Source organism: Ruegeria sp. C6 (assembly GCF_056537625.1).
In genome coordinates, this window is sequence record NZ_JBQFRW010000003.1 from 296,916 (window position 1) to 316,472 (window position 19,557).

Sequence of the window (19,557 nt, forward strand, 5' to 3'; positions counted from 1 at the left end):
CTCTAGAGCAAGCCGATCAAAATCACGATCCACGCCACTCCGGCAGCGACTGCAGACAACGCCACCGCTGCACTTGCTGCATCCTTGGCTTGCCCCGCCAACGCGTGGTGCTCGGTCGAGGTGTGATCGACGGCACGCTCGATGGCCGTATTAAATAACTCGGCCACCAAGACCAGAATGCCCAAAGCAAGGATCAGCGCCCGTTCTGCCGTACCTAGAGGGAGTGCAAGCGCCAATAAAGCCGAAATCAGGTTGGCCCAAACCCACCCACGAAACGAATACTCTTGCCGCCAGGTTGCAGCCAGGCCCTGCCAGCTCCAGCGGGTACGATCCTTTAGGTGGTCAAAGAATTTGCGCATGGGGTTTCCGATCAGTCGTCCTTCAAGAAGACGTCCGCGACCCACAGCAGAAAGGCAAGAAAAAACCGCCTCGAGGGCGGTGTTCTTTTTAGAGGTGTGCAGGCGGCCCTGCGATCAGAACCGCCTGCTTAATACTTATTGGGTGACCGGGTTACATACGGTCTGGCCTGCTTCGGTTGTGGCCAGTTCATAGCCTGCCGAGCAACTGGGTGTACCAAACTTGTCATAGTCGGGCTGGATGTAAACCGGGGTCGGTTCCTCTTGCTGCGAGCACGCAGTCAATACAACGGCCGTGGCGCAGATAGCAGCAAATTTCAGTTTCATGTCCATCAATCCTCTATTACTTTTCTGATATTGCCCAGTTTTTCGGGGCCGGTATCAGAATAGGACCAAGAATTTCATATGGCAACCGAATCGATAACGCATTCGTGAATAAAGGCGAAACCACGCTGGAAGGCGGGTTTTCATTCGCAGTCTACCTTTTTTGACAAAGAGCCCTAAACTTTGACTTCGACATCAGCCAAAGACGGAGTAGCCACATGTCAGACGCCCCGATCATCGCCCAGAAATCGCCCTATCCGGTCGAAGTGACCGAAGGAAAAACCTATTTCTGGTGCGCCTGTGGCAAATCCAAGCGGCAACCGTTTTGCGATGGTTCGCACAAAGATACGTCGTTTGAACCCGTAAAATATACTGCTGATGCCAGCAAGAAGGTCTTCTTCTGTGGCTGCAAGCATTGCGCCAACCCGCCGTTATGCGACGGAACGCACAATAAGCTCTGAAGGTCAGGTCAAGTCGTTCAAAACCTGAGCATTGGCACAAAAATCAGGCGCTTCCCCAGCCAATCCTTGTTGTGCGGCAAGCCATATCTGACAACGTTCGTCGCATATTGCGCCCCGGCATCGGGTCACCAGCTGAGCGTAGTCGGCAGGTGTCAGTTTCCCTTCGGCCATTGCTTCGGTCAGAGAAATCCCTAAGGATCGCGCGACCGAGCGTGTCAGCCAAAAGTGTTTTTCGATCTCGCCCAGAGATGTTCGATCCATTTGATCACCTTTGCTTGCTGACCCTCAAGGTGGCGAACCTGTGCCGGTTTGGGCAGGTGCAGGGCGCGCTTTCCGCCGTTTCGTTCTCGTTCAACCAGTCTGGGCATGCCCGCGCCCATTCGCACCCGCGGCAGAGCTGAACCATATCTGCCCATTCCTGTTGGCTCAGGTGCCCGTCGCGATGTGCGGTGGCAAGGTCGGTTCCCGTCGCCTGTGCCATTCGCAATACAAGACGAAGATGGGTCATGATCCGTCCAAGTCGTGGCACGGTACCCCCCCCCTTTGGCGTTACGGCTTGAGCCTGTTCAGCAGCTCGTGATTGCGGCAGTATTCAGGTGTGTCGGGCGCTGTCAGGTTCTTGGCCAGAAACGCCTTGCAATGGCCCGGATTCGGGCATTCCGTGCACCGCAATACCGCGTCCGAGATTTCGTCGAACTGTAAGGCCCCTTTGATGGCAACTTCTTGCAAATCTACGCCCAGCGTCGTGGCCATCCGATCTACAAGGTCGGCGTGACGTCGCAGCGTTTCACGATCAGACATGCGGTTTCCTTTTCCAGTCACTCTATGGAAAGAGTAACGCATGCCCCGCACAGTGCCCTTGACTCAGGTCAATGCCCGGTTGCCAGCTGGTCCAGATAGGCCCGCGTGGCGTCCTGCACGCGGCGAAAGCGGTCCCCGCCCAGCTTCTTGCCACCGTACCAGCGTGTCACGATGATTACGTGATCCGTCAGCTCAGCCCGCTCCATCATCCGCAAAATGACCATTGCCGCGCCAGACTCTCCGTCATCAGCCTTGAGCGCACCGTTTGGCAAGATGGCCGCCCAAGTGTTGTGAGTTGCCTTCGCATATGCCTTGTCGGATTTCAGTTCCGCCAGTACCGCATCGACATCAGCACGACTGGTGACCCCCGCGCCGGTCACAGCATATTTCGACCCGCGATCACTGAGAACGACACCCAATCGGGTTAAGTTGACCATTACCGTAATCCCAGTTCCCGAGCCGTTTGCAACACAACTTCGACCCGCTGGGCATTGGGAGGGTGCGTGGCAAGGAAACGATCACCCGGATCAGGAATGCGTTGGAAGAAAGCCATCCCGGCCAGCGGGTTATACCCCGCCGCGTAAGTGATCTGTGTCCCCAGACGATCCGCTTCCAATTCGAACTCACGCGTGTAGTTCTGCACCCCGACCTCAGCACCCAGCGCCTGTGCGCGCTCAATACCTGCATCGTCCGCGCCCTGATTGCGCGCGAGTTCACCGAATATCCGCGCGCTTTCTTTGGCGTTCTGCGCCTGCCGGGCGATGTGACCCAATATATGGTGGGCGGCCTCATGGCTCATGACAAAGGCCATCTCGTCCGCGTTCTGCGTTGCATCGATCATCGGCTGTGTAAAAACGACTAGCGGCCGCCCATCCTTGTCCAAGGTCTGAAACGCATTCGCTGGGGCCTTTGACGAAAGATCAACCAAAATCACGAAATCACAATTGGCAGTCCTCGATTGGCGGCGGCATTCCCGGCTTGCGGTCGTTCCGACAGCCCGGCTGACCTGCTCGAATACGCGCGCCCTGTCCTTTTGTTCTGATGACGATGGCCGCCATTGATCGGCCGGGATCGCGATAACAGGCGACATATCGCAAGCCGCCAAGAGCATCACCAGCAACAAGGCAAGACGGCGCATTCACATTCCTTTCGGTCACTCTGTCGGCAGACAAGCATAGCGCGGCATTTAAGGCCGGGCCACAGCCGATTACAGCTTGCAACGGGTTGCATTGCGATCTTATGCCCTGCACTCTGCACATATGTTTTCAATTGAACACGAATTCGACTCGACGGTGATTACGCTGGTGGACGAAGGCGCAAAGCCTTTGCAAGAGGATGTCGTCATCAACAACTTCGCTGAATGCGTCACGCTCGAGCAGTTGGACCCGCGGACCGATCAGATTCAGAAGATTACCCTATCACCAGAGCAGGTACGCGATCTGGCCGCTGCGCTGGATTTGCCCGAGGGCGTTTATCAGATACGTGAGTCCGAGAGCACCAAAGACTAGTGGTTCCTTTTGGATCTTGCGTCTGATCACAAGCAGCAATTCAGATTGAATTTGTCGCCTTTTGATGAGCAGTTTGCCCTTGAAAGAGAACAGTATGCCTCCGACATACAGACTGCCATGTGAAGGAAGTTAACATATGACCCTGAAGAACCAAGCTGCGCTGGATTTTCTGCACGCGCGCCGGTCTCGTCCGGCCAAAACGCTCGTATCCCCGGCCCCGACCCGGGAAGAGCTGAGGCCGCTGCTGACTGCTGCAGCGCGCAGCCCGGACCATGGAAAGCTGGAACCCTGGCGTTTTGTTGTTGTCGAGCATGGGGCCATGCAACGCCTTGCAGATCTTACAGAAACTTGTGGTCTCGCCTTGGGAAAATCGCCCGAAGATATCGCCAAGGCGCGCAGCCAATTCGAAATGGGCCATTTGGCGGTTGCTGTTATTGAGGTGCAGAAACCTTCTGACAAGATACCGGCAATTGAACAGACCTATTCAGCGGGTGCGGTATGTCTGGCTCTGCTGAACGCAGCGCTGGCCGCAGGTTGGGGGGCCAATTGGTTGTCCGGCTGGCAATCGCATGATCGCGAGTTTTGCGAACAGGGGCTTGGCTTGGCCGAAAACGAGAAGATTGCAGGCTTTATCCATATCGCAACCGAAGGTACGACCCCGCCCGAACGACCGCGCCCCAATGTGGCGGCACTAACCCAATGGGTTTCCGAATGATCATCATCCAGTCGTTTCTACAGGCGCTGGGACAGATCGGTGACCCAAGATTCCGCAAGGTACTTCTGTTGGGTGTTGGCCTGACCTTCGCGCTACTGGTGGCTGCCTATGCCGGCTTTTTGTGGCTGATCAACGCGCTGGTCGGCGATCAGGCCACATTGCCAATACTGGGTGAGGTGACATGGTTGAACGACCTGCTCAGCGTGTCATCATTCCTGCTGATGATGGTGCTGTCGGTGTTTCTGATGGTCCCCGTTGCGTCAGCCATCACCTCGATGTTTCTGGATGAGGTCGCACAGGCGGTTGAGGATAAGCATTACCCCGGTCTGCCGCCGGCTCAGCGCATCCCCTTTGGCGATGCGCTAAGGGATACGCTCAGTTTTCTGGGTGTACTGATTGTTGCCAACCTGTTGGCATTGATCCTCTATGCACTCTTCACGCCATTCGCGTTGTTTATCTTTTGGGGTATGAACGGGTTTCTTCTGGGGAGAGAATATTTCACCCTGGCTGCGATGCGCCGACTGGGGCGCGAGGGGGCGCGAAAGCTGCGCGCGAAGCACGCGACAACCATTTGGGTCGCCGGTATTCTTATGGCGGTCCCGCTCTCTGTGCCATTGGTCAACCTGTTGATCCCGATCCTAGGAGCGGCGACCTTCACGCACATTTATCACGGTCTGTCGGGTAGCCGAACCTGAGCTACTCGCGCGGTTCCAGTTGGTTCAGCCAATCGAAATCGCGCACGCTGATTACGCCGGAGATAATGATGCCGGCAATGATCGCCCACAGCACCACCGATATCCCGGTGGTAATCCACAGCTTCTTCTTCATGTGATGGACTTCCGGCGCACCCGCATGAGTGCCCGGAACAATATCCCCCAGATCCCCCTGCGTTTTGATGCGCACAGGCAGAACAATCAGCAAGGTCAGAAACCAAATTACAGCGAAAAGAACCAGAGCGGCGGTAATGGTCATCGACTTCAGACCTGCTCCAGCTCAACGAGGCAGCCGTTGAAATCCTTCGGGTGCAGGAACAACACCGGTTTGCCATGCGCCCCGATCTTGGGTTCACCCGATCCCAGAACGCGCGCGCCGGTCTCTTTCAGATGATCGCGTGCTACGATGATATCCTCGACCTCATAGCAGACATGGTGGATGCCGCCTGATGGGTTCTTTTCCAGAAACCCGTTGATCGGGCTGTTCTCACCCAGCGGATACAGCAATTCGATCTTGGTGTTGGGTAGTTCAATAAAGACCACGGTGACCCCATGATCCGGCTCATCCTGTGGAGCGCCGACTTTGGCGCCAAGCGCATTGCGATACTGGGCCGATGCGGCCTCTAGGTCGGGAACAGCAATGGCTACGTGGTTCAGGCGACCAATCATGGGACTCTCCTTCCTTCTGCGTTGCAGCGGTTATGGGGGCAGTATACCCAAAGGACAAGTGCGCCAAATCGTCGTTAACCCTGTATTAGCCAGAAGTTCCTAGCGTGAGGCATCTGCTAAACAGGAGTTCTGCCATGGACGATTCGGGACCTTTCGCCTCTCCAGCGCTGGCCACCAAGATGCGACCGCTGCTGGGCCAAACAATCCTTGTGGTCGAAGACAGCCGCTATGCGTGCGATGCAATACGATTGATGTGCTTGCATAGCGGTGCGCGTATCCGTCGTGCGGATTGTCTGAAATCAGCGCGGCGCCATCTGCAAATCTATCGTCCCTCGGTCCTGATCGTCGATATGGGTCTTCCTGACGGGTCCGGCGCTGACCTGATAGCCGAAATGACCCACGCTGTACCCCGCATCGGTGTCATTCTCGGGCTGTCTGGCGATGACAGCATGCAGGTTATCGCCAGACGCGCAGGTGCAGATGGGTTTCTGGCCAAACCCCTGACCTCGGTCGCTTATTTCCAGACCTCCATACTTGAACTTCTGCCCGAAGATCGCCGCCCAGGAGGTCTGGATTCCGTCAGGGATAATATCGTTCAGCCCGATCCGCTGGCCTATCGGGACGACATGGCCCATATCGCCGACGTGCTTACCGGCCCCACTGATCAGCGCACGTTGGATTATGCGGTACAATTCCTGCAAAGCGTTGCGCGAGACGCCGAAGATACTGTGCTTGCCGAAGCAGCCCGGGACCTTGCCCAATCTCGTGCGCAGGGGACACCGGTCACCGCCCAGGCTGCACGGATTGCGGGTCTGGTTCAGGATCGGCTCGAGCGGCAAGAGGCGATCTGAGATGCTGACCGCGTACTTTATTACCGCATCGATCCTTTGCATCTGGGTCTACCGCCTGACACGACAGACGGCCAGGAGCATCCGCAATCGTCGGGATGCCGCAAATCCACTGGATTGAGTTGAGCTTGTTTTGAGACCACCACGCAACTCAGATTTGCGTGGCGCGGCGAATACACCGATTGTATTGCACTGCCCCAAACGTAAACCGCCCGCTCAGGGCGGGCGGCTAGATTTAGTCTTGCGGGATGATCCTGAGACCCAGTTCCATCAACTGATCCGAGGTCGGATCGGATGGCGCATCCATCATCAGGTCTTCGGCGCGCTGGTTCATCGGGAACATCATGACCTCGCGGATGTTGGCCTCATCCGCCAGCAGCATCACGACCCGGTCGATACCTGCGGCACAGCCGCCGTGCGGCGGGGCGCCGTAGTGGAAGGCATTGAACAGTGCGCCAAAGCGGGACTTCACTTCGTCTTCACCATAGCCCGCCAGTTCAAAGGCTTTCAGCATGATCTCGGGTTTGTGGTTCCGGATGGCACCCGAAACCAATTCGTAGCCGTTACAGGCCAGATCATATTGGTACCCGCGTACGTCCAGAGGGTTGCCCTGCAAAGCGTCCATCCCGCCCTGCGGCATCGAGAAGGGGTTGTGTTCGAAATCAATCGCACCGGTTTCTTCGTCCTGCTCGTAGATCGGGAAATCGACGATCCAGGCAAAGGCAAAGCGGTCTTTCTCGGTGAGATTCAGTTCATCTCCGATCACGTCACGGGCCTTTCCGGCCACCTTTTCAAAGGCTTTTGGCTTACCACCCAGGAAGAACGCGGCATCACCGACGCCCAGACCCAATTGCTGACGGATCGCCTCGGTGCGTTCGGGGCCGATGTTCTTGGCCAGTGGACCTGCGGCCTCCATACCCTCGCCCTGATCACGCCAGAAGATGTAGCCCATGCCGGGTAGACCTTCTTTCTGGGCAAATGCGTTCATACGGTCACAGAATTTGCGGCTGCCACCGCTCGGCGCTGGGATAGCGCGGATTTCGGTGCCTTCCTGCTCCAACAGCTTCGCGAAAATCGCGAAGCCAGAACCGCGGAAGTGGTCAGAGACCACTTGCATCTTAATGGGGTTCCGCAGGTCAGGCTTGTCGGTGCCGTACCATAGGGCTGAGTCCTTGTAGGAAATCTGCGGCCACTCCTGATCGACCTTGCGCCCGCCCCCGAACTCTTCAAACACACCGGTCAGCACGGGCTGGATGGTGTCGAACACATCCTGCTGCTCGACAAACGACATCTCTAGATCGAGTTGATAGAAATCGGTGGGCGATCGGTCTGCACGCGGGTCTTCATCGCGGAAGCAGGGTGCAATCTGGAAATACTTGTCGAAGCCCGACACCATGATCAGCTGTTTGAATTGCTGCGGGGCCTGCGGTAGGGCGTAGAACTTGCCCGGATGTAGTCGCGAGGGGACCAGAAAGTCGCGTGCGCCTTCGGGCGACGATGCGGTAATGATCGGTGTTTGATATTCACGGAATCCCTGATCCCACATCCGGCGGCGCATAGATGCGACAACGTCCGAGCGAAGGGTCATGTTTTGCTGCATCGCCTCGCGTCTTAGGTCGAGGTAGCGATAGCGCAGACGTGTTTCCTCGGGGTATTCCTGATCGCCGAACACCATCAACGGCAATTCGTCGGCAGCACCAAGAACCTCCAGCTCACGCACATATACCTCGATCTCGCCTGTCGGCAATTTCGGGTTAATGAGATCAGCGTCGCGGGCTTTGACAGTGCCGTCGATGCGGATGCACCACTCGGACCGTACCTTTTCCAGTTCAGCAAATGCCGCACTATCGCCGTCGCACAAAACCTGGGTCACACCGAAATGGTCGCGCAGGTCGATGAACAGTACGCCGCCGTGATCTCGGACACGATGCACCCAACCGGACAGGCGGACGGTTTCACCGACATTGGCGGCGGTCAGAGCGGCGCAGGTGTGGCTGCGATAGGCGTGCATGGATCATATCCCTTCGGGCGCAGAATTCGTCGCGCCGATACACCCCGTCAGGCTTGGAAAGTCAAGGCGGGTCGCGCCGTCAAAACGGCCTTTGCACGTTGCCCGAGTAGAAATAGACGCCCAGCCCTGCTGCAAAGATAATATTACCGGCAATTGCGTGCAGAAGAACTGCATAAAAGAATGATCCGCGCTTGCGGTAAGCCCAGGTGAACAGGAGGCCTCCGACGAAAGTCATGATGGCTACGACCCAGCTCCAGTACATGAGGTGCGCAAGCGAAAACAGGCCAGCGTTCAAAAGGTATGCGGCCCGCCCTTCAGGTAGGATCGCGTGATAGCGTCGGAAAAAGAGAGAGCGAAAAAGCAGCTCTTGTGGCAGAGCGGACAACAACGGGTAGCCGATACAGATGAATATCAACATCTCTGGCCGATGCAGCAGCAAAACAAAGGCTGCATCCGGTCGCGCCCACAGCACCAGGGCGGAACAGAAGGCAGCCATGAACAGGGTAAATACAAAGACTTCGGTCCACGACCAGTTTCGCCAGCCATACCGAAGCTCCGCCCAGGAAAAACCGGGCGTATCTTGCAGCAGCAGTATGCCCAGTCCGGTAAACGCAAAAAGCGAGGGGAACATCCAGTTTGGCGGGAACATTGTCGCGATGGCTATGGGAACCGCCACAAAGAAGAGCACAAACTCAATCCTGAGGCGTGAGTTGGTAACAGGGGTCTCCACCCATTCGGTATTTTTGCTCAAGGTGCCACAAGCTCCGCACGGATCAGCCCGCGAAGGGAATTTCCACAGTGGATAGATTGCGCGTTTTTTAGATCGGTCAAGGTCAGAACGGATTCGGTAACTTCTTTATTATCCAACAATTCCTCGCGCAAAACCCCGGGAAGCAATCCGCATCGCAGTGAGGGCGTAAGTCGTCTGCCGTCGGGCATGGTCAGGAACAGGTTCGTGATAGTGCCCTCGCAAAGCTCATCCCGTTCGTTCAAAAACAAAAGCTCATCAACTCTTAGCGGCAAGCCCGCCCGCGCCATGTCATAGACGGCCCGTCGGGTCGTTTTGTAACCCAGCCAGATATCCGATGATGATAGTCTCTGTTTGGCCAAATCCACACGCCAGACCGACGGATTGGCAGCCAATTCTCCGGACGTCAGTTCAAATTTGCCATCCGCGTCCAAGGTCAAACGGAAGCGCAATGCAATCTCACCCGAACTCGCGTCCAATATCGTCCGCGCGGCGGTTCGGTCAAAAGCAATGCCGAACTTCTGTGCTGTGCGGGCCATGCGGGACAGATGGCGGTCGAGGCGAACGAACCCCTGCCCCGGCCTATAGGCCAAAGTTTCGATCAGACGGAAATCAGGCTCAGCTGGTGGGCGAAGCGGGCTTTCCATAGCGCCTCCTCATATTCCGATGGGGCGGTGCTGTCCCAGACCAGCCCGCCGCCGACGTTCAGGGTCGCCTTGTCGTCTTCGACCATAAGGGTCCGGATGGCCACGTTGAATTCCGACCGCCCATCCGGCGCCGCCCAGCCGATGGTTCCGCAGTAAACATCGCGAGGCCAAGGTTCCAATTCGGACAGGATCTCCATCGCCCTGATCTTAGGCGCTCCGGTGATCGAGCCGCACGGGAAGAGCGCCGTCAAAATATCCGACAACCCGACGCCCACATGCAATTGCGCCTGAACAAGCGAGACCATCTGATGGACAGTCGCATAGGTCTCGATCTTGAACAGCTCGGGCACTTTCACCGATCCGGCCAACGCAACCCGGCTGATATCGTTGCGCAGCAGATCGACGATCATCAGGTTCTCGGCCCGATTCTTTTCATCCGTAGTCAGGAAAGCGCGGCGGCGCTCGTCTTCGACCGGGTCCTCGCTGCGCGGTTGGGTTCCCTTCATCGGGCGCGTTTCGATCCGGCCCTCGGCGTCGGTTCGAAAAAACAGTTCGGGCGAGCGGCTCAGCAGATCAGGCAGCCCCTCCTGTTCGACCAAGACTCCATGACCGACGGGCTGACCAGCGGCGAGTGTCGCATAGAGTGCGGCGCTGTCGCCGGTGACTTCAAGGTCGATGGGGAAGGTCAGATTTGCCTGATAGATGTCACCGGCACCAATAGCGTCATGCACGGTACGGAAGGCCTGCGTATATCGCGCCTCGTCCCAGCGGGGCTGGAACGCAGTGACACCGCCCATTTCCTTTGGCAGACCAACGCGATCCGGCGCATCGAACACTCCGAAACACAAAAGCGGTAGCCGCCGTCCATCTGGCAGACGGTCTGCCAAACGCGGTTCCAGCACAAAGCCCAGTTCATAACTTGCGTACCCCGCCAACCAGGCCCCATCGGCGCGCGCCTGATCCAGCGCCGCCAGAGCCTGGGGCACCTCTTCCGCGTTGTCCGCGCGGATGATCCGGGATGGACTGTTGAACCGGGTACCGCGCCCGGCAGGTCCTTGATCGAAACGAATACGCAATTGCATCCTCATTTGCCGTGCTGCGCGGTATAGAGAATAGCGCGCCAAGGGAAAGAGGGGAAAGCGGCAATTTCAAACCCGTTTCCGATACCTCTTGCACCTTTTCGCGCGGTCCCTATAACGCAGGACAATTTGGGCGCTGGGGCGGTGCCCTGACTCGCGGACAATCGAAGGAACAAGGCCATGCCGAGAAGAACCGACATCCAGTCGATCATGATTATCGGGGCGGGCCCCATTGTTATCGGCCAAGCGTGCGAGTTCGACTATTCGGGCGCTCAGGCCTGCAAGGCGCTGCGCGAGGAAGGCTACCGGGTCATTCTGGTGAACTCGAACCCTGCGACGATCATGACCGACCCCGGTCTGGCAGATGCCACGTATATCGAGCCGATCACACCTGAAGTTGTCGCCAAGATCATCGAAAAAGAACGCCCCGATGCCCTGCTGCCCACCATGGGCGGACAGACCGGCCTGAACACCTCGCTGGCGCTGGAAGAGATGGGCGTGCTGGACAAGTTCGGTGTCGAGATGATCGGCGCCAAGCGCGACGCCATCGAAATGGCCGAAGACCGCGCCCTGTTCCGCGAGGCGATGGATCGGCTGGGCATCGAAAATCCCAAGGCCGAAATCGTGACCGCCCCCAAGGACGAAAGCGGTAAGAAAGATCTGGACGCCGGTGTCGCTCTGGCGCTGGAGACGCTGGAGACAGTGGGCCTGCCCGCCATCATCCGCCCTGCCTTTACCCTAGGTGGCACTGGCGGTGGTGTCGCCTATAACCGCGAGGATTATATCCATATTTGCCGCTCGGGCATGGATGCCTCGCCCGTGGGTCAGATCCTGATCGACGAGAGCCTGTTGGGCTGGAAAGAATACGAGATGGAAGTGGTGCGCGACACCGCTGACAACGCTATCATCGTGTGTTCGATCGAGAACGTCGATCCAATGGGCGTGCATACCGGTGACTCGATCACCGTGGCCCCTGCCCTGACGCTGACCGACAAAGAATACCAGATCATGCGCAATCACTCGATTGCCGTGCTGCGCGAGATCGGCGTCGAAACCGGTGGATCGAACGTGCAATGGGCGATCAACCCGGTTGATGGGCGCATGGTCGTGATCGAGATGAACCCGCGTGTGTCCCGCTCATCTGCGCTGGCCTCAAAAGCGACCGGTTTCCCGATTGCCAAGATCGCGGCAAAACTTGCCGTGGGCTACACGCTGGACGAATTGGACAACGACATCACAAAGGTCACCCCGGCCTCGTTCGAGCCGACCATCGACTATGTTGTCACCAAAATCCCGAAATTCGCCTTTGAGAAATTCCCCGGTTCCGAACCCTACCTGACCACCGCGATGAAGTCGGTGGGTGAGGCAATGTCCATCGGCCGCACCATTCACGAATCGATGCAAAAGGCACTGGCGTCGATGGAATCGGGCCTGACCGGCTTTGACGAAGTTGAAATTCCCGGCCTGAACGTGGGTGTCTGGGACGAAGCCGACGACAAGGCCGCCGTGATCAAGGCGATTAGCCAGCAGACACCTGATCGTCTGCGCACCATCGCCCAAGCCATGCGTCACGGATTGACGGACGATGAAATTTTCGGCGTCACCAAGTTCGACCCGTGGTTCCTTGCCCGTATCCGCGAGATCATTGAGGCCGAGCGTCAGGTTCGTAAAGACGGCCTGCCGGTGACCGAGGACGGTATCCGCAAGCTGAAAATGCTGGGCTTCACCGACGCGCGTCTGGGCAACCTGACCGGCCGCGACGAAGACAATGTTCGCCGCGCCCGCCGCAATCTGGGTGTGAATGCCGTCTTCAAACGCATCGATACCTGCGCTGCGGAATTTGAGGCGCAGACCCCCTATATGTACTCGACCTACGAAGCCCCGATGATGGGTGAGGTCGAATGCGAGGCGCGTCCAAGCGACCGCAAAAAGGTCGTCATCCTAGGCGGTGGCCCGAATAGGATCGGTCAAGGCATCGAATTCGACTACTGCTGCTGTCACGCCTGTTTCGCGCTGACCGAGGCGGGCTATGAAACGATCATGGTCAACTGCAACCCCGAAACGGTCTCAACGGACTATGACACCTCGGACCGTTTGTATTTCGAGCCGCTGACCTTCGAACACGTCATGGAAATCCTTACGAAGGAACAGGAAGCCGGTACGCTGCATGGAGTGATCGTTCAGTTTGGCGGGCAGACCCCGCTGAAACTGGCCAATGCGTTGGAGGCTGAAGGTATCCCGATCCTCGGTACCACGCCCGACGCGATCGACCTCGCCGAAGATCGTGAGCGTTTCCAGGCGCTGGTCAATGAACTGGGCCTGAAGCAGCCCAAGAACGGCATCGCCTCGACCGACGAAAAGGCGCTGGAGATTGCCGAAGATATCGGCTTCCCGCTGGTCATCCGCCCCTCCTATGTTCTGGGCGGCCGCGCGATGGAAATCGTGCGCGACATGGATCAATTGCGGCGCTACATCAACGAGGCCGTGGTGGTTTCGGGCGATAGCCCGGTTCTTCTGGACAGCTATCTGGCCGGTGCGGTCGAACTGGACGTGGACGCGCTGTGCGACGGTAACGACGTGCATGTTGCAGGCATCATGCAGCACATCGAAGAGGCCGGCGTGCACTCGGGCGACTCGGCCTGTTCGCTGCCGCCTTATTCGCTGTCGAAAGAGATCATCGAACAGATTAAGGATCAGGCGTTCAAGCTGGCCAAGACGCTGAATGTCGTCGGCCTGATGAACGTGCAGTTCGCCATCAAGGATGACGAGATTTACCTGATTGAGGTCAACCCTCGTGCCAGCCGCACCGTGCCTTTTGTGGCCAAAGCCACTGACAGCGCGATTGCGTCGATTGCGGCGCGGGTGATGGCGGGCGAGAAACTGGCGAATTTCCCGAAACGCCCCCCTTACAAAACGGTCGATGACACCAAAATCGCCGACCAGATGACGCTGGCCGATCCCGACATGCCGTGGTTCTCGGTGAAAGAAGCCGTTTTGCCTTTCGCCCGCTTCCCCGGCGTTGACACCATCCTGGGCCCTGAAATGCGTTCGACCGGAGAGGTCATGGGCTGGGATCGCGACTTCCCGCGCGCTTTCCTGAAAGCACAAATGGGGGCCGGTATGGTGCTGCCCAGCGCAGGTCGTGCGTTTATCTCGATCAAGGATGCTGACAAAGGGCCGGATATGCTCGAAGCAGCGCGTGTTCTGGTTGAGCAAGGCTTTGAGCTTGTTGCGACCCGCGGCACACAAACCTGGCTGACTGAAGAAAGTGTGCCGTGCGGCGTGGTCAACAAAGTGTACGAAGGCCGCCCGGATGTGACCGACCTGATGAAGGACGGCGGCGTGCAGCTGGTCATGAACTCGACCGAAGGCGCACAGGCGGTGGAAGACAGCCGATCAATCCGGTCGATCGCGCTGTATGACAAGATCCCCTATTACACCACAGCCGCAGCAAGCTATGCCGCCGCGCTGGCGATCAAGGCGCAGGCCGAAGGCGATGTTGAGGTGAAATCGCTGCAGGGCTAAGCCCCGGCAACGGTATGAATGAATGGACCCCGGCCTCGGCCGGGGTCTTTTTTCTTCCCCTCCTTGCCCATCGCCCACATGATGGGCGGGGAAGGAGTGCTCATGGACCTCTACACCACATACGGAAGCAACGACCTGCCTCGGGCCATCCGCTTTTATGATGCGATCTTCGCAGTTCTTGGTCAGCCACGCCTGCCCGGATGGATCGACGGTTGGGCCGGATGGGGCGCCGATCCCGACAGCGGGACCGGCTTTTGGATCTGTAGACCTTTTGATGGAGCCCCCGCCAGTACCGGCAATGGCACGATGATCGCCTTTCCCGCCAGAAGTGCCGATCAGGTCCGGCGTTTCCATGCCACGGGTTTGAAAAACGGCGGCGCAGATGAAGGCAAACCGGGTGTCCGCCCCCATTACGAGCCCGGATTCTATGTGGCCTATCTGCGCGACCCCGATGGCAACAAGCTATCCTGTTTTTACTACCATTATGATCCAAAGGAGGATGCGGGCGGTTGATCAACCAGCAGTCAGACGTCGCTTTTCTTCACGGTTGAAAAACAACATGTAGAAGACAGGTGCGGCAACCATGGTCAGGATCGTGGCAAAGGCCAGACCGCCCATGATTGTGACTGCCATGGATACAAAGAACGCATCCGTCAGAAGCGGTGCCATACCCAGAATCGTCGTGATCGCCGCCAACATTACCGGGCGCAGACGCGAGACAGAGGCTTCAACAATCGCAGGACGCAGGGCTTTACCAGTAGCGCGGACCAGGTCGATTTCTTCGACCAGTACGATGCCGTTCTTGATCAGCATCCCTGACAGACTTAACAGCCCCAATAGCGCTGTGAAGGTGAAGGGCAGACCTGTTCCAAGCAGACCGATAACCACGCCATTTACAGACATCGGGACCAATAGCCAGATAATGACCGGTTGCCGGATAGCATTGAACAGCAATACGGAAATCAACACCATAATCAGCAAGCTCAGCGGCAACTGCCGCCCAAGGCTGGCCTGCGCGTCGCCTGAATCCTCGAACTCGCCCCCCCATTCCATACGATAGCCGATCGGCAGTTCCATCGCTTCAATGGCACTGCGTACTTCGGAGTGGACCTGCGCGGCGGTCATGTCAGGGGGGATGTCCGCTCCAACCGTGATGGTCAACACCCGGTCACGGCGGTGAACCAACGTATTGAGCGCCTTGTAGTCGAAGCCATCCACCATCTGCTCGATTGGAACGAAACGTTCCGACTGATCGGAGTAAACCACCTGATCGACGATCGAATAGTCCCCATCCGCCGGACGGCGCAAGATGATCGGGATCTGGCGGTCGCGCTCGCGCAAAACGCCGCCCGTGATGCCATCGGTCGAAAACTGCAACGTAGCTGCAATGTCTTCGCGCGATACGCCTGCTGTTTGGGCGCGCTCCGTGGCATAGATCGGCTGCACGGCCAATTCCTGCTCACGCCAGTCGTGATGCACATGTAGCGCATTCGGAGATGCGGCTGACATGCGCTGTACCGCTTCTTCGGCCAGTTGACGCAGGACAACCGGATCACTACCCGAGAACCGAGCCTGGATTGGATCGCCGCCACCGGGACCAAAAATCAGGCGTTTGGTGCGGAACTCGCCTTCGGGGAACTGGGCCGAACCGAACTCCTCAAGATCGGCTTGCAAGGCAGGAATATCGTCCAAAGCCTCGGTGCGGATGATCATATGTCCATAGCTTGGGTTTGGCTTCTCGGCAGCGTAGGTCAACATGAACCGCGTGGCCCCCTGCCCGACGAATGTGGCAACCGAGACGACGTCATCACGTTCGGCCAGCCAGCCCTCGAATACGGCCATATCTTCCGCCGTGCGGGCGATCGGCGTGCCTTGTGGCAGCTTGTAGTGCACGAAGAACAACGGCGTGTTCGAGTTTGGGAAGAATTGCTGTTTCATCAGTCCAAAGCCCGCAAAACAGACGACTGTGACCCCGATCAACCCGGCCATTACCAGCCATCGGAACCGAAGCGCCCAGTTCAGGATTGCACCGTAGACGCGGAACAGGATGCCGCCATAGGCATCCACCTCACCCTCTTTGCCCTGCTTGAAGAAATAGTGTCCGAGCAAAGGTGTCACCGTGATCGCCAGAACCCAGCTCAGCAGTAGTGAAATGCCGATCACGGCAAATAACGAGAACAGGAACTCCCCGGTCGCGTCAGGACTGAGCCCGATCCCGGCGAAAGCCATGATCCCGATCACCGTCGCGCCCAGAAGTGGGATCTGCGTTTTTGACGCAACCTCTTCCGCAGCATCGCGCGAGGATTTTCCCCGCAACATCGAAATCTGCATTCCTTCGGCCACCACGATGGCGTTGTCGACCAGCATCCCCATGGCGATGATCAGAGCGCCCAGCGAGATCCGTTCCATCTCGATCGAGAACATCGACATGAAGAGCAAAGTACCCACAACGGTCAGCAACAGTGTGGAACCCACGACGATGGCCGCGCGCCAGCCCATGAAAATGCCCAGAACCGCGACCACGATGCTGACTGACATGGCGAGGTTCAGCAGGAAGGCGTTCGAGGCCTCATCGACAACAACATGCTGCTGATAGATGGGCAGGATTTCGACACCAAAGGGGATTTCGGAATCCAGTTCGGCCAGTTTGGCATCTGCACGCTGCCCGACTTCGACGATGTTTTCAGTGGCCAGCCCAGCGATACCCAGCGTGAAAGCTTCAGCGCCGTTGAATCGGATCATGATATCGGGATCATTCTGCCGCCCGCGATAGACATCTGACATATCAAACAGATTGATCACCTGCCCCTGCGATCCAACCGACAGGCCGGCGATCGCCGACACGCTGTCCGAGCCCTCGGCCGTCAAGATCGTGGTGCGGTCACTATTGGATCGCAGCGAACCCGAGGCGTTGACCGAGTCCGCGTTTGCGATAGCTTCGTTGATCGCCTGCAGCGGGACGTTCTGATTGACCGAGATCGACAGGTCCGGCTCAATAAAGATCGCCTCATCCGGCAAGCCCTGAACCTCGACATCTGCAACACCGCTTACCGTCAGCAATTCGCGGCGAAGGAAGGTCGCCAGTTCGTGCTTCTCGGCGTCAGAAAACCCGTCTGCCGTAACGGCATAGAACAGGCCAAACACATCCCCGAACCCGTCATTCACATAAGGCGCACCCACGCCCGAAGGCAGACCGCGTGCTGCATCGCGCACCTTGGCGCGCAGACGGGTCCAGATGTCGGGCAACTCACTGCCGTCATAGGTGGATTTAATCTCAACCTCGATCAGCGACTGTCCCGGCTGGTTGACCGAGGTGATGACATCCACCTCGCCCATCTGCTGAATGGCAGATTCCAACGGTTCTGACACCTCCAGCGCCACCTGTTCGGCAGTCGCACCGGGATATTGCGTGGCGATCACCGCCTGTTTGATGGTGAAGGCCGGGTCTTCAAGGCGACCTAGCGACGTGAAACCCCAAATGCCGCCGAACAGGGCGATCAGGATGAACAGCCACGTATAGAGAGGCCGGTCGATCGAAGCGCGTGCGATGCTCATGAAACCGCCCTCAGTTCGAGAAGCCGACAAAGCGGCGGACAGTTTGACCATCGGACAATGCACCCCCACCGGCGACGACGATTTCGTCTCCATCCATCAGGCCGGTGAGCACGCGGACATCGCCGCTCTGCGTAGGTTCAACAGTCACGGGAACCCGGCGGACGGTGCCTTCGTCGGCGCCAGCCGGCGAGAAGACCAGAACGCCCAGCGCGCCGCTGGCATCAGCAACTACAGCCGTTGGCGGGATGATGATACCGGTGCGTTCATCCTGCACCTGCACGGTGACGGTCACGGATGAACCGGGAAGAATCTGCAATCCCTCGGGCGGTGTCAAACCGAACTGGATGCGAAAGGTCTGGCCCACGCTTGAAGATTCAGCATCGAATTCCCTTATTTCCAGCGGAAAGATCTCGTCGCTGACAGGGAACTTGGCAGTAATCGTGATGTCGTCCTGCTGTCCGGACCGCTGAAATAGGATTTCGGGCACATCCACCTCGATACGCAGTTCAGACATATCGTGAATCCGCACGATCGGAGTACCCGCAGAAACAGTTGTAAACGCCTCAACTGCACGGCTTGAAACCAGCGCGTCGAACGGAGCGGTCAGCGTCGCATGTTCCAACTCATATTCTGCATCTCGAACCGCAATCGCAGCCAGTTGCGCAGCTGTTTCGGCATCATCGACGGCAACCTGGCTGGCTGCGGTTCCACGCAGACGCGACAGGCGGGCAAGTGTTCGATCCGCCTGATCTTTTTGCAAGCGCGTCCGGTCGCGCTGCAGTTCGAACGGTTCCTGATCGAGGCGGGCAATCAACTCACCCTTTGGGATTACAAAGCCTTCGGTCACAGGCATCTCAACGATCTGCCCTGCGACCTGAAACGCCAGATCAACGGTCTGACGAGCGGCGATCCGACCAAAGAATTGGCGCGAAAAGCCGGGAGAGGTTTCGCTTACCTGCATCAGTTTCACAGGCTTGGCAGGCTCTTGCGCCATGGCAGGCGCAGTCAACAAGGACAGTGCGAGGCATACAGAGGTCAGGAGTTTCATTTCGTCAATCCCTCGGGAATTCCGGTTTTCAGAATGTTGTCACGGATTTTGTGAGCCAGCCGTGCGAACTCGGCGGTTTCTTCGGTGTTCAGACCCGATGCGCTGTGGAAAAGCTCACCCGCCACGGCCACCAGCATATTGCGGGCCTCTTCGCCCTGTTCGGTCAGCACCAAAAGCCAGGCGCGACGGTCTTCGGGATCACGCTGTCGGGTCAGGTGCCCCGCCAGTTCAAGTGCATCGGCGGTCGCCGTAATCGTTGACGGCACTGTCAACATATCTGCGGCCAGCACTCCCATACGTTTGGGCACATCGAGCTTGATTAGCATGTGGCATTCCTGATGGCTCAGGTCTGTTTCGATGCTGTCAAAGCTCTCTTCCAGTTTCCAATAAAGCGCGTAGACCCCCATCATCGCCTGAATCTCAGGGCTGAGGCGTCCTAACCGCATACTGATATCGTCTGACATGAATCTTTTCCGTGCGAGTCGCGGCGAAATATACTTCGAATTTTGAACTATTCAAGTTATGAAGCGAGAGGCGATACATTCCCTT

Annotated in this window: 23 protein-coding genes; 7 read left to right on the forward strand and 16 right to left on the reverse strand. The window is 57.7% G+C overall.

All coding sequences use genetic code 11. From position 1 onward, the window contains the following. Positions 1-2: 2 nt before the first annotated feature. Together ACR0MJ_RS12970 and ACR0MJ_RS12975 are read right to left on the reverse strand one after the other, a co-directional pair. Complete coding sequence (locus ACR0MJ_RS12970) at positions 3-359, reverse strand: diacylglycerol kinase (protein WP_170401735.1); 357 nt, start codon at positions 357-359, stop codon at positions 3-5. 135 nt (positions 360-494) lie between these two features. Further along, on the reverse strand, positions 495-683 hold the full coding sequence (locus ACR0MJ_RS12975; RefSeq protein WP_255611743.1) for a hypothetical protein: 189 nt from the start codon (positions 681-683) through the stop codon (positions 495-497). Between the two features lie 215 nt (positions 684-898). Between ACR0MJ_RS12975 and ACR0MJ_RS12980 the strand changes: the two genes are divergently transcribed. Further along, complete coding sequence (locus ACR0MJ_RS12980; RefSeq protein ID WP_170401738.1) at positions 899-1,141, forward strand: CDGSH iron-sulfur domain-containing protein; 243 nt, start codon at positions 899-901, stop codon at positions 1,139-1,141. Between the two features lie 3 nt (positions 1,142-1,144). On the opposite strand, the gene ACR0MJ_RS12985 is transcribed toward ACR0MJ_RS12980, so the two are convergent. The 5 genes from ACR0MJ_RS12985 to ACR0MJ_RS13005 all read right to left on the reverse strand — a co-directional run bounded on the left by ACR0MJ_RS12985 (position 1,145) and on the right by ACR0MJ_RS13005 (position 3,080). Then, on the reverse strand, positions 1,145-1,402 hold the full coding sequence (locus ACR0MJ_RS12985; RefSeq protein WP_170420627.1) for a DUF6455 family protein: 258 nt from the start codon (positions 1,400-1,402) through the stop codon (positions 1,145-1,147). A 4-nt stretch (positions 1,403-1,406) separates the two neighbouring features. Continuing rightward, positions 1,407-1,670 (reverse strand): DUF6455 family protein, encoded by a 264-nt coding sequence (locus tag ACR0MJ_RS12990; RefSeq protein ID WP_480439149.1) that lies wholly within the window; start codon positions 1,668-1,670, stop codon positions 1,407-1,409. 20 nt (positions 1,671-1,690) lie between these two features. Further along, a complete protein-coding gene (locus ACR0MJ_RS12995; RefSeq protein WP_170401746.1) occupies positions 1,691-1,942 on the reverse strand; it encodes a DUF6455 family protein in 252 nt (83 codons plus the stop codon). A gap of 68 nt (positions 1,943-2,010) precedes the next feature. Next, positions 2,011-2,379, reverse strand: a complete 369-nt coding sequence (locus tag ACR0MJ_RS13000) for a YigZ family protein (protein WP_170392333.1) — start codon at positions 2,377-2,379, stop codon at positions 2,011-2,013. After that, positions 2,379-3,080: a M48 family metallopeptidase gene (locus ACR0MJ_RS13005; protein WP_170401748.1), complete on the reverse strand. Its 702-nt coding sequence runs from the start codon at positions 3,078-3,080 to the stop codon at positions 2,379-2,381. The genes ACR0MJ_RS13000 and ACR0MJ_RS13005 overlap by 1 nt, the downstream gene beginning before the upstream one ends. A 121-nt stretch (positions 3,081-3,201) precedes the next feature. Here ACR0MJ_RS13005 and ACR0MJ_RS13010 point away from each other — a divergent pair, with 121 nt between their 5' ends. From ACR0MJ_RS13010 to ACR0MJ_RS13020, 3 genes are all read left to right on the forward strand, one after another. Beyond that, entirely contained in the window at positions 3,202-3,450 is a 249-nt protein-coding gene (locus ACR0MJ_RS13010) for a hypothetical protein (protein ID WP_170392337.1), read from the forward strand. A 136-nt stretch (positions 3,451-3,586) separates the two neighbouring features. Then, the gene (locus tag ACR0MJ_RS13015; protein ID WP_170512462.1) at positions 3,587-4,165 is read left to right on the forward strand and encodes a nitroreductase family protein; all 579 of its coding nucleotides are present in this window, start codon (positions 3,587-3,589) and stop codon (positions 4,163-4,165) included. Then, on the forward strand, positions 4,162-4,860 hold the full coding sequence (locus ACR0MJ_RS13020) for an EI24 domain-containing protein (RefSeq protein WP_170401754.1): 699 nt from the start codon (positions 4,162-4,164) through the stop codon (positions 4,858-4,860). Before ACR0MJ_RS13015 ends, ACR0MJ_RS13020 begins: the two co-directional genes overlap by 4 nt. A gap of 1 nt (position 4,861) precedes the next feature. On the opposite strand, the gene ACR0MJ_RS13025 is transcribed toward ACR0MJ_RS13020, so the two are convergent. Together ACR0MJ_RS13025 and mce are read right to left on the reverse strand one after the other, a co-directional pair. Continuing rightward, on the reverse strand, positions 4,862-5,137 hold the full coding sequence (locus tag ACR0MJ_RS13025; protein WP_170392343.1) for a DUF1467 family protein: 276 nt from the start codon (positions 5,135-5,137) through the stop codon (positions 4,862-4,864). A 5-nt stretch (positions 5,138-5,142) separates the two neighbouring features. Then, positions 5,143-5,547 (reverse strand): methylmalonyl-CoA epimerase, encoded by a 405-nt coding sequence (gene mce, locus ACR0MJ_RS13030; protein WP_170420613.1) that lies wholly within the window; start codon positions 5,545-5,547, stop codon positions 5,143-5,145. 134 nt (positions 5,548-5,681) lie between these two features. On the opposite strand from mce, the gene ACR0MJ_RS13035 reads away from it, so the two are divergent. Beyond that, on the forward strand, positions 5,682-6,398 hold the full coding sequence (locus tag ACR0MJ_RS13035) for a response regulator (RefSeq protein WP_170401760.1): 717 nt from the start codon (positions 5,682-5,684) through the stop codon (positions 6,396-6,398). A gap of 232 nt (positions 6,399-6,630) precedes the next feature. Here ACR0MJ_RS13035 and aspS read toward each other — a convergent pair whose 3' ends face one another. The 4 genes from aspS to ACR0MJ_RS13055 all read right to left on the reverse strand — a co-directional run bounded on the left by aspS (position 6,631) and on the right by ACR0MJ_RS13055 (position 10,883). Then, a complete protein-coding gene (gene aspS / locus ACR0MJ_RS13040) occupies positions 6,631-8,406 on the reverse strand; it encodes an aspartate--tRNA ligase (protein ID WP_480761249.1) in 1,776 nt (591 codons plus the stop codon). 79 nt (positions 8,407-8,485) lie between these two features. After that, on the reverse strand, positions 8,486-9,157 hold the full coding sequence (locus ACR0MJ_RS13045) for a CPBP family intramembrane glutamic endopeptidase (protein WP_480752377.1): 672 nt from the start codon (positions 9,155-9,157) through the stop codon (positions 8,486-8,488). Next, complete coding sequence (locus ACR0MJ_RS13050; RefSeq protein ID WP_480761251.1) at positions 9,154-9,801, reverse strand: aminotransferase class IV family protein; 648 nt, start codon at positions 9,799-9,801, stop codon at positions 9,154-9,156. Before ACR0MJ_RS13050 ends, ACR0MJ_RS13045 begins: the two co-directional genes overlap by 4 nt. Continuing rightward, complete coding sequence (locus ACR0MJ_RS13055; protein WP_480761350.1) at positions 9,756-10,883, reverse strand: aminodeoxychorismate synthase component I; 1,128 nt, start codon at positions 10,881-10,883, stop codon at positions 9,756-9,758. Before ACR0MJ_RS13055 ends, ACR0MJ_RS13050 begins: the two co-directional genes overlap by 46 nt. A gap of 177 nt (positions 10,884-11,060) precedes the next feature. On the opposite strand from ACR0MJ_RS13055, the gene carB reads away from it, so the two are divergent. Both carB and ACR0MJ_RS13065 read left to right on the forward strand, forming a co-directional pair. Then, positions 11,061-14,405, forward strand: a complete 3,345-nt coding sequence (carB, locus tag ACR0MJ_RS13060) for a carbamoyl-phosphate synthase large subunit (RefSeq protein WP_480761253.1) — start codon at positions 11,061-11,063, stop codon at positions 14,403-14,405. Between the two features lie 102 nt (positions 14,406-14,507). Further along, the gene (locus ACR0MJ_RS13065) at positions 14,508-14,918 is read left to right on the forward strand and encodes a VOC family protein (RefSeq protein WP_480761254.1); all 411 of its coding nucleotides are present in this window, start codon (positions 14,508-14,510) and stop codon (positions 14,916-14,918) included. On the opposite strand, the gene ACR0MJ_RS13070 is transcribed toward ACR0MJ_RS13065, so the two are convergent. Genes ACR0MJ_RS13070 through ACR0MJ_RS13080 form a run of 3 tightly spaced genes read right to left on the reverse strand, consistent with a single transcriptional unit; the run spans position 14,919 to position 19,472 of the window. Then, the gene (locus ACR0MJ_RS13070; RefSeq protein WP_480761255.1) at positions 14,919-17,960 is read right to left on the reverse strand and encodes an efflux RND transporter permease subunit; all 3,042 of its coding nucleotides are present in this window, start codon (positions 17,958-17,960) and stop codon (positions 14,919-14,921) included. It lies immediately after the preceding gene. A gap of 10 nt (positions 17,961-17,970) precedes the next feature. Continuing rightward, the gene (locus tag ACR0MJ_RS13075) at positions 17,971-19,008 is read right to left on the reverse strand and encodes an efflux RND transporter periplasmic adaptor subunit (RefSeq protein ID WP_170392359.1); all 1,038 of its coding nucleotides are present in this window, start codon (positions 19,006-19,008) and stop codon (positions 17,971-17,973) included. Next, positions 19,005-19,472: a MarR family winged helix-turn-helix transcriptional regulator gene (locus ACR0MJ_RS13080; RefSeq protein ID WP_170420601.1), complete on the reverse strand. Its 468-nt coding sequence runs from the start codon at positions 19,470-19,472 to the stop codon at positions 19,005-19,007. The genes ACR0MJ_RS13075 and ACR0MJ_RS13080 overlap by 4 nt, the downstream gene beginning before the upstream one ends. Between the last annotated feature and the right edge of the window lie 85 nt (positions 19,473-19,557).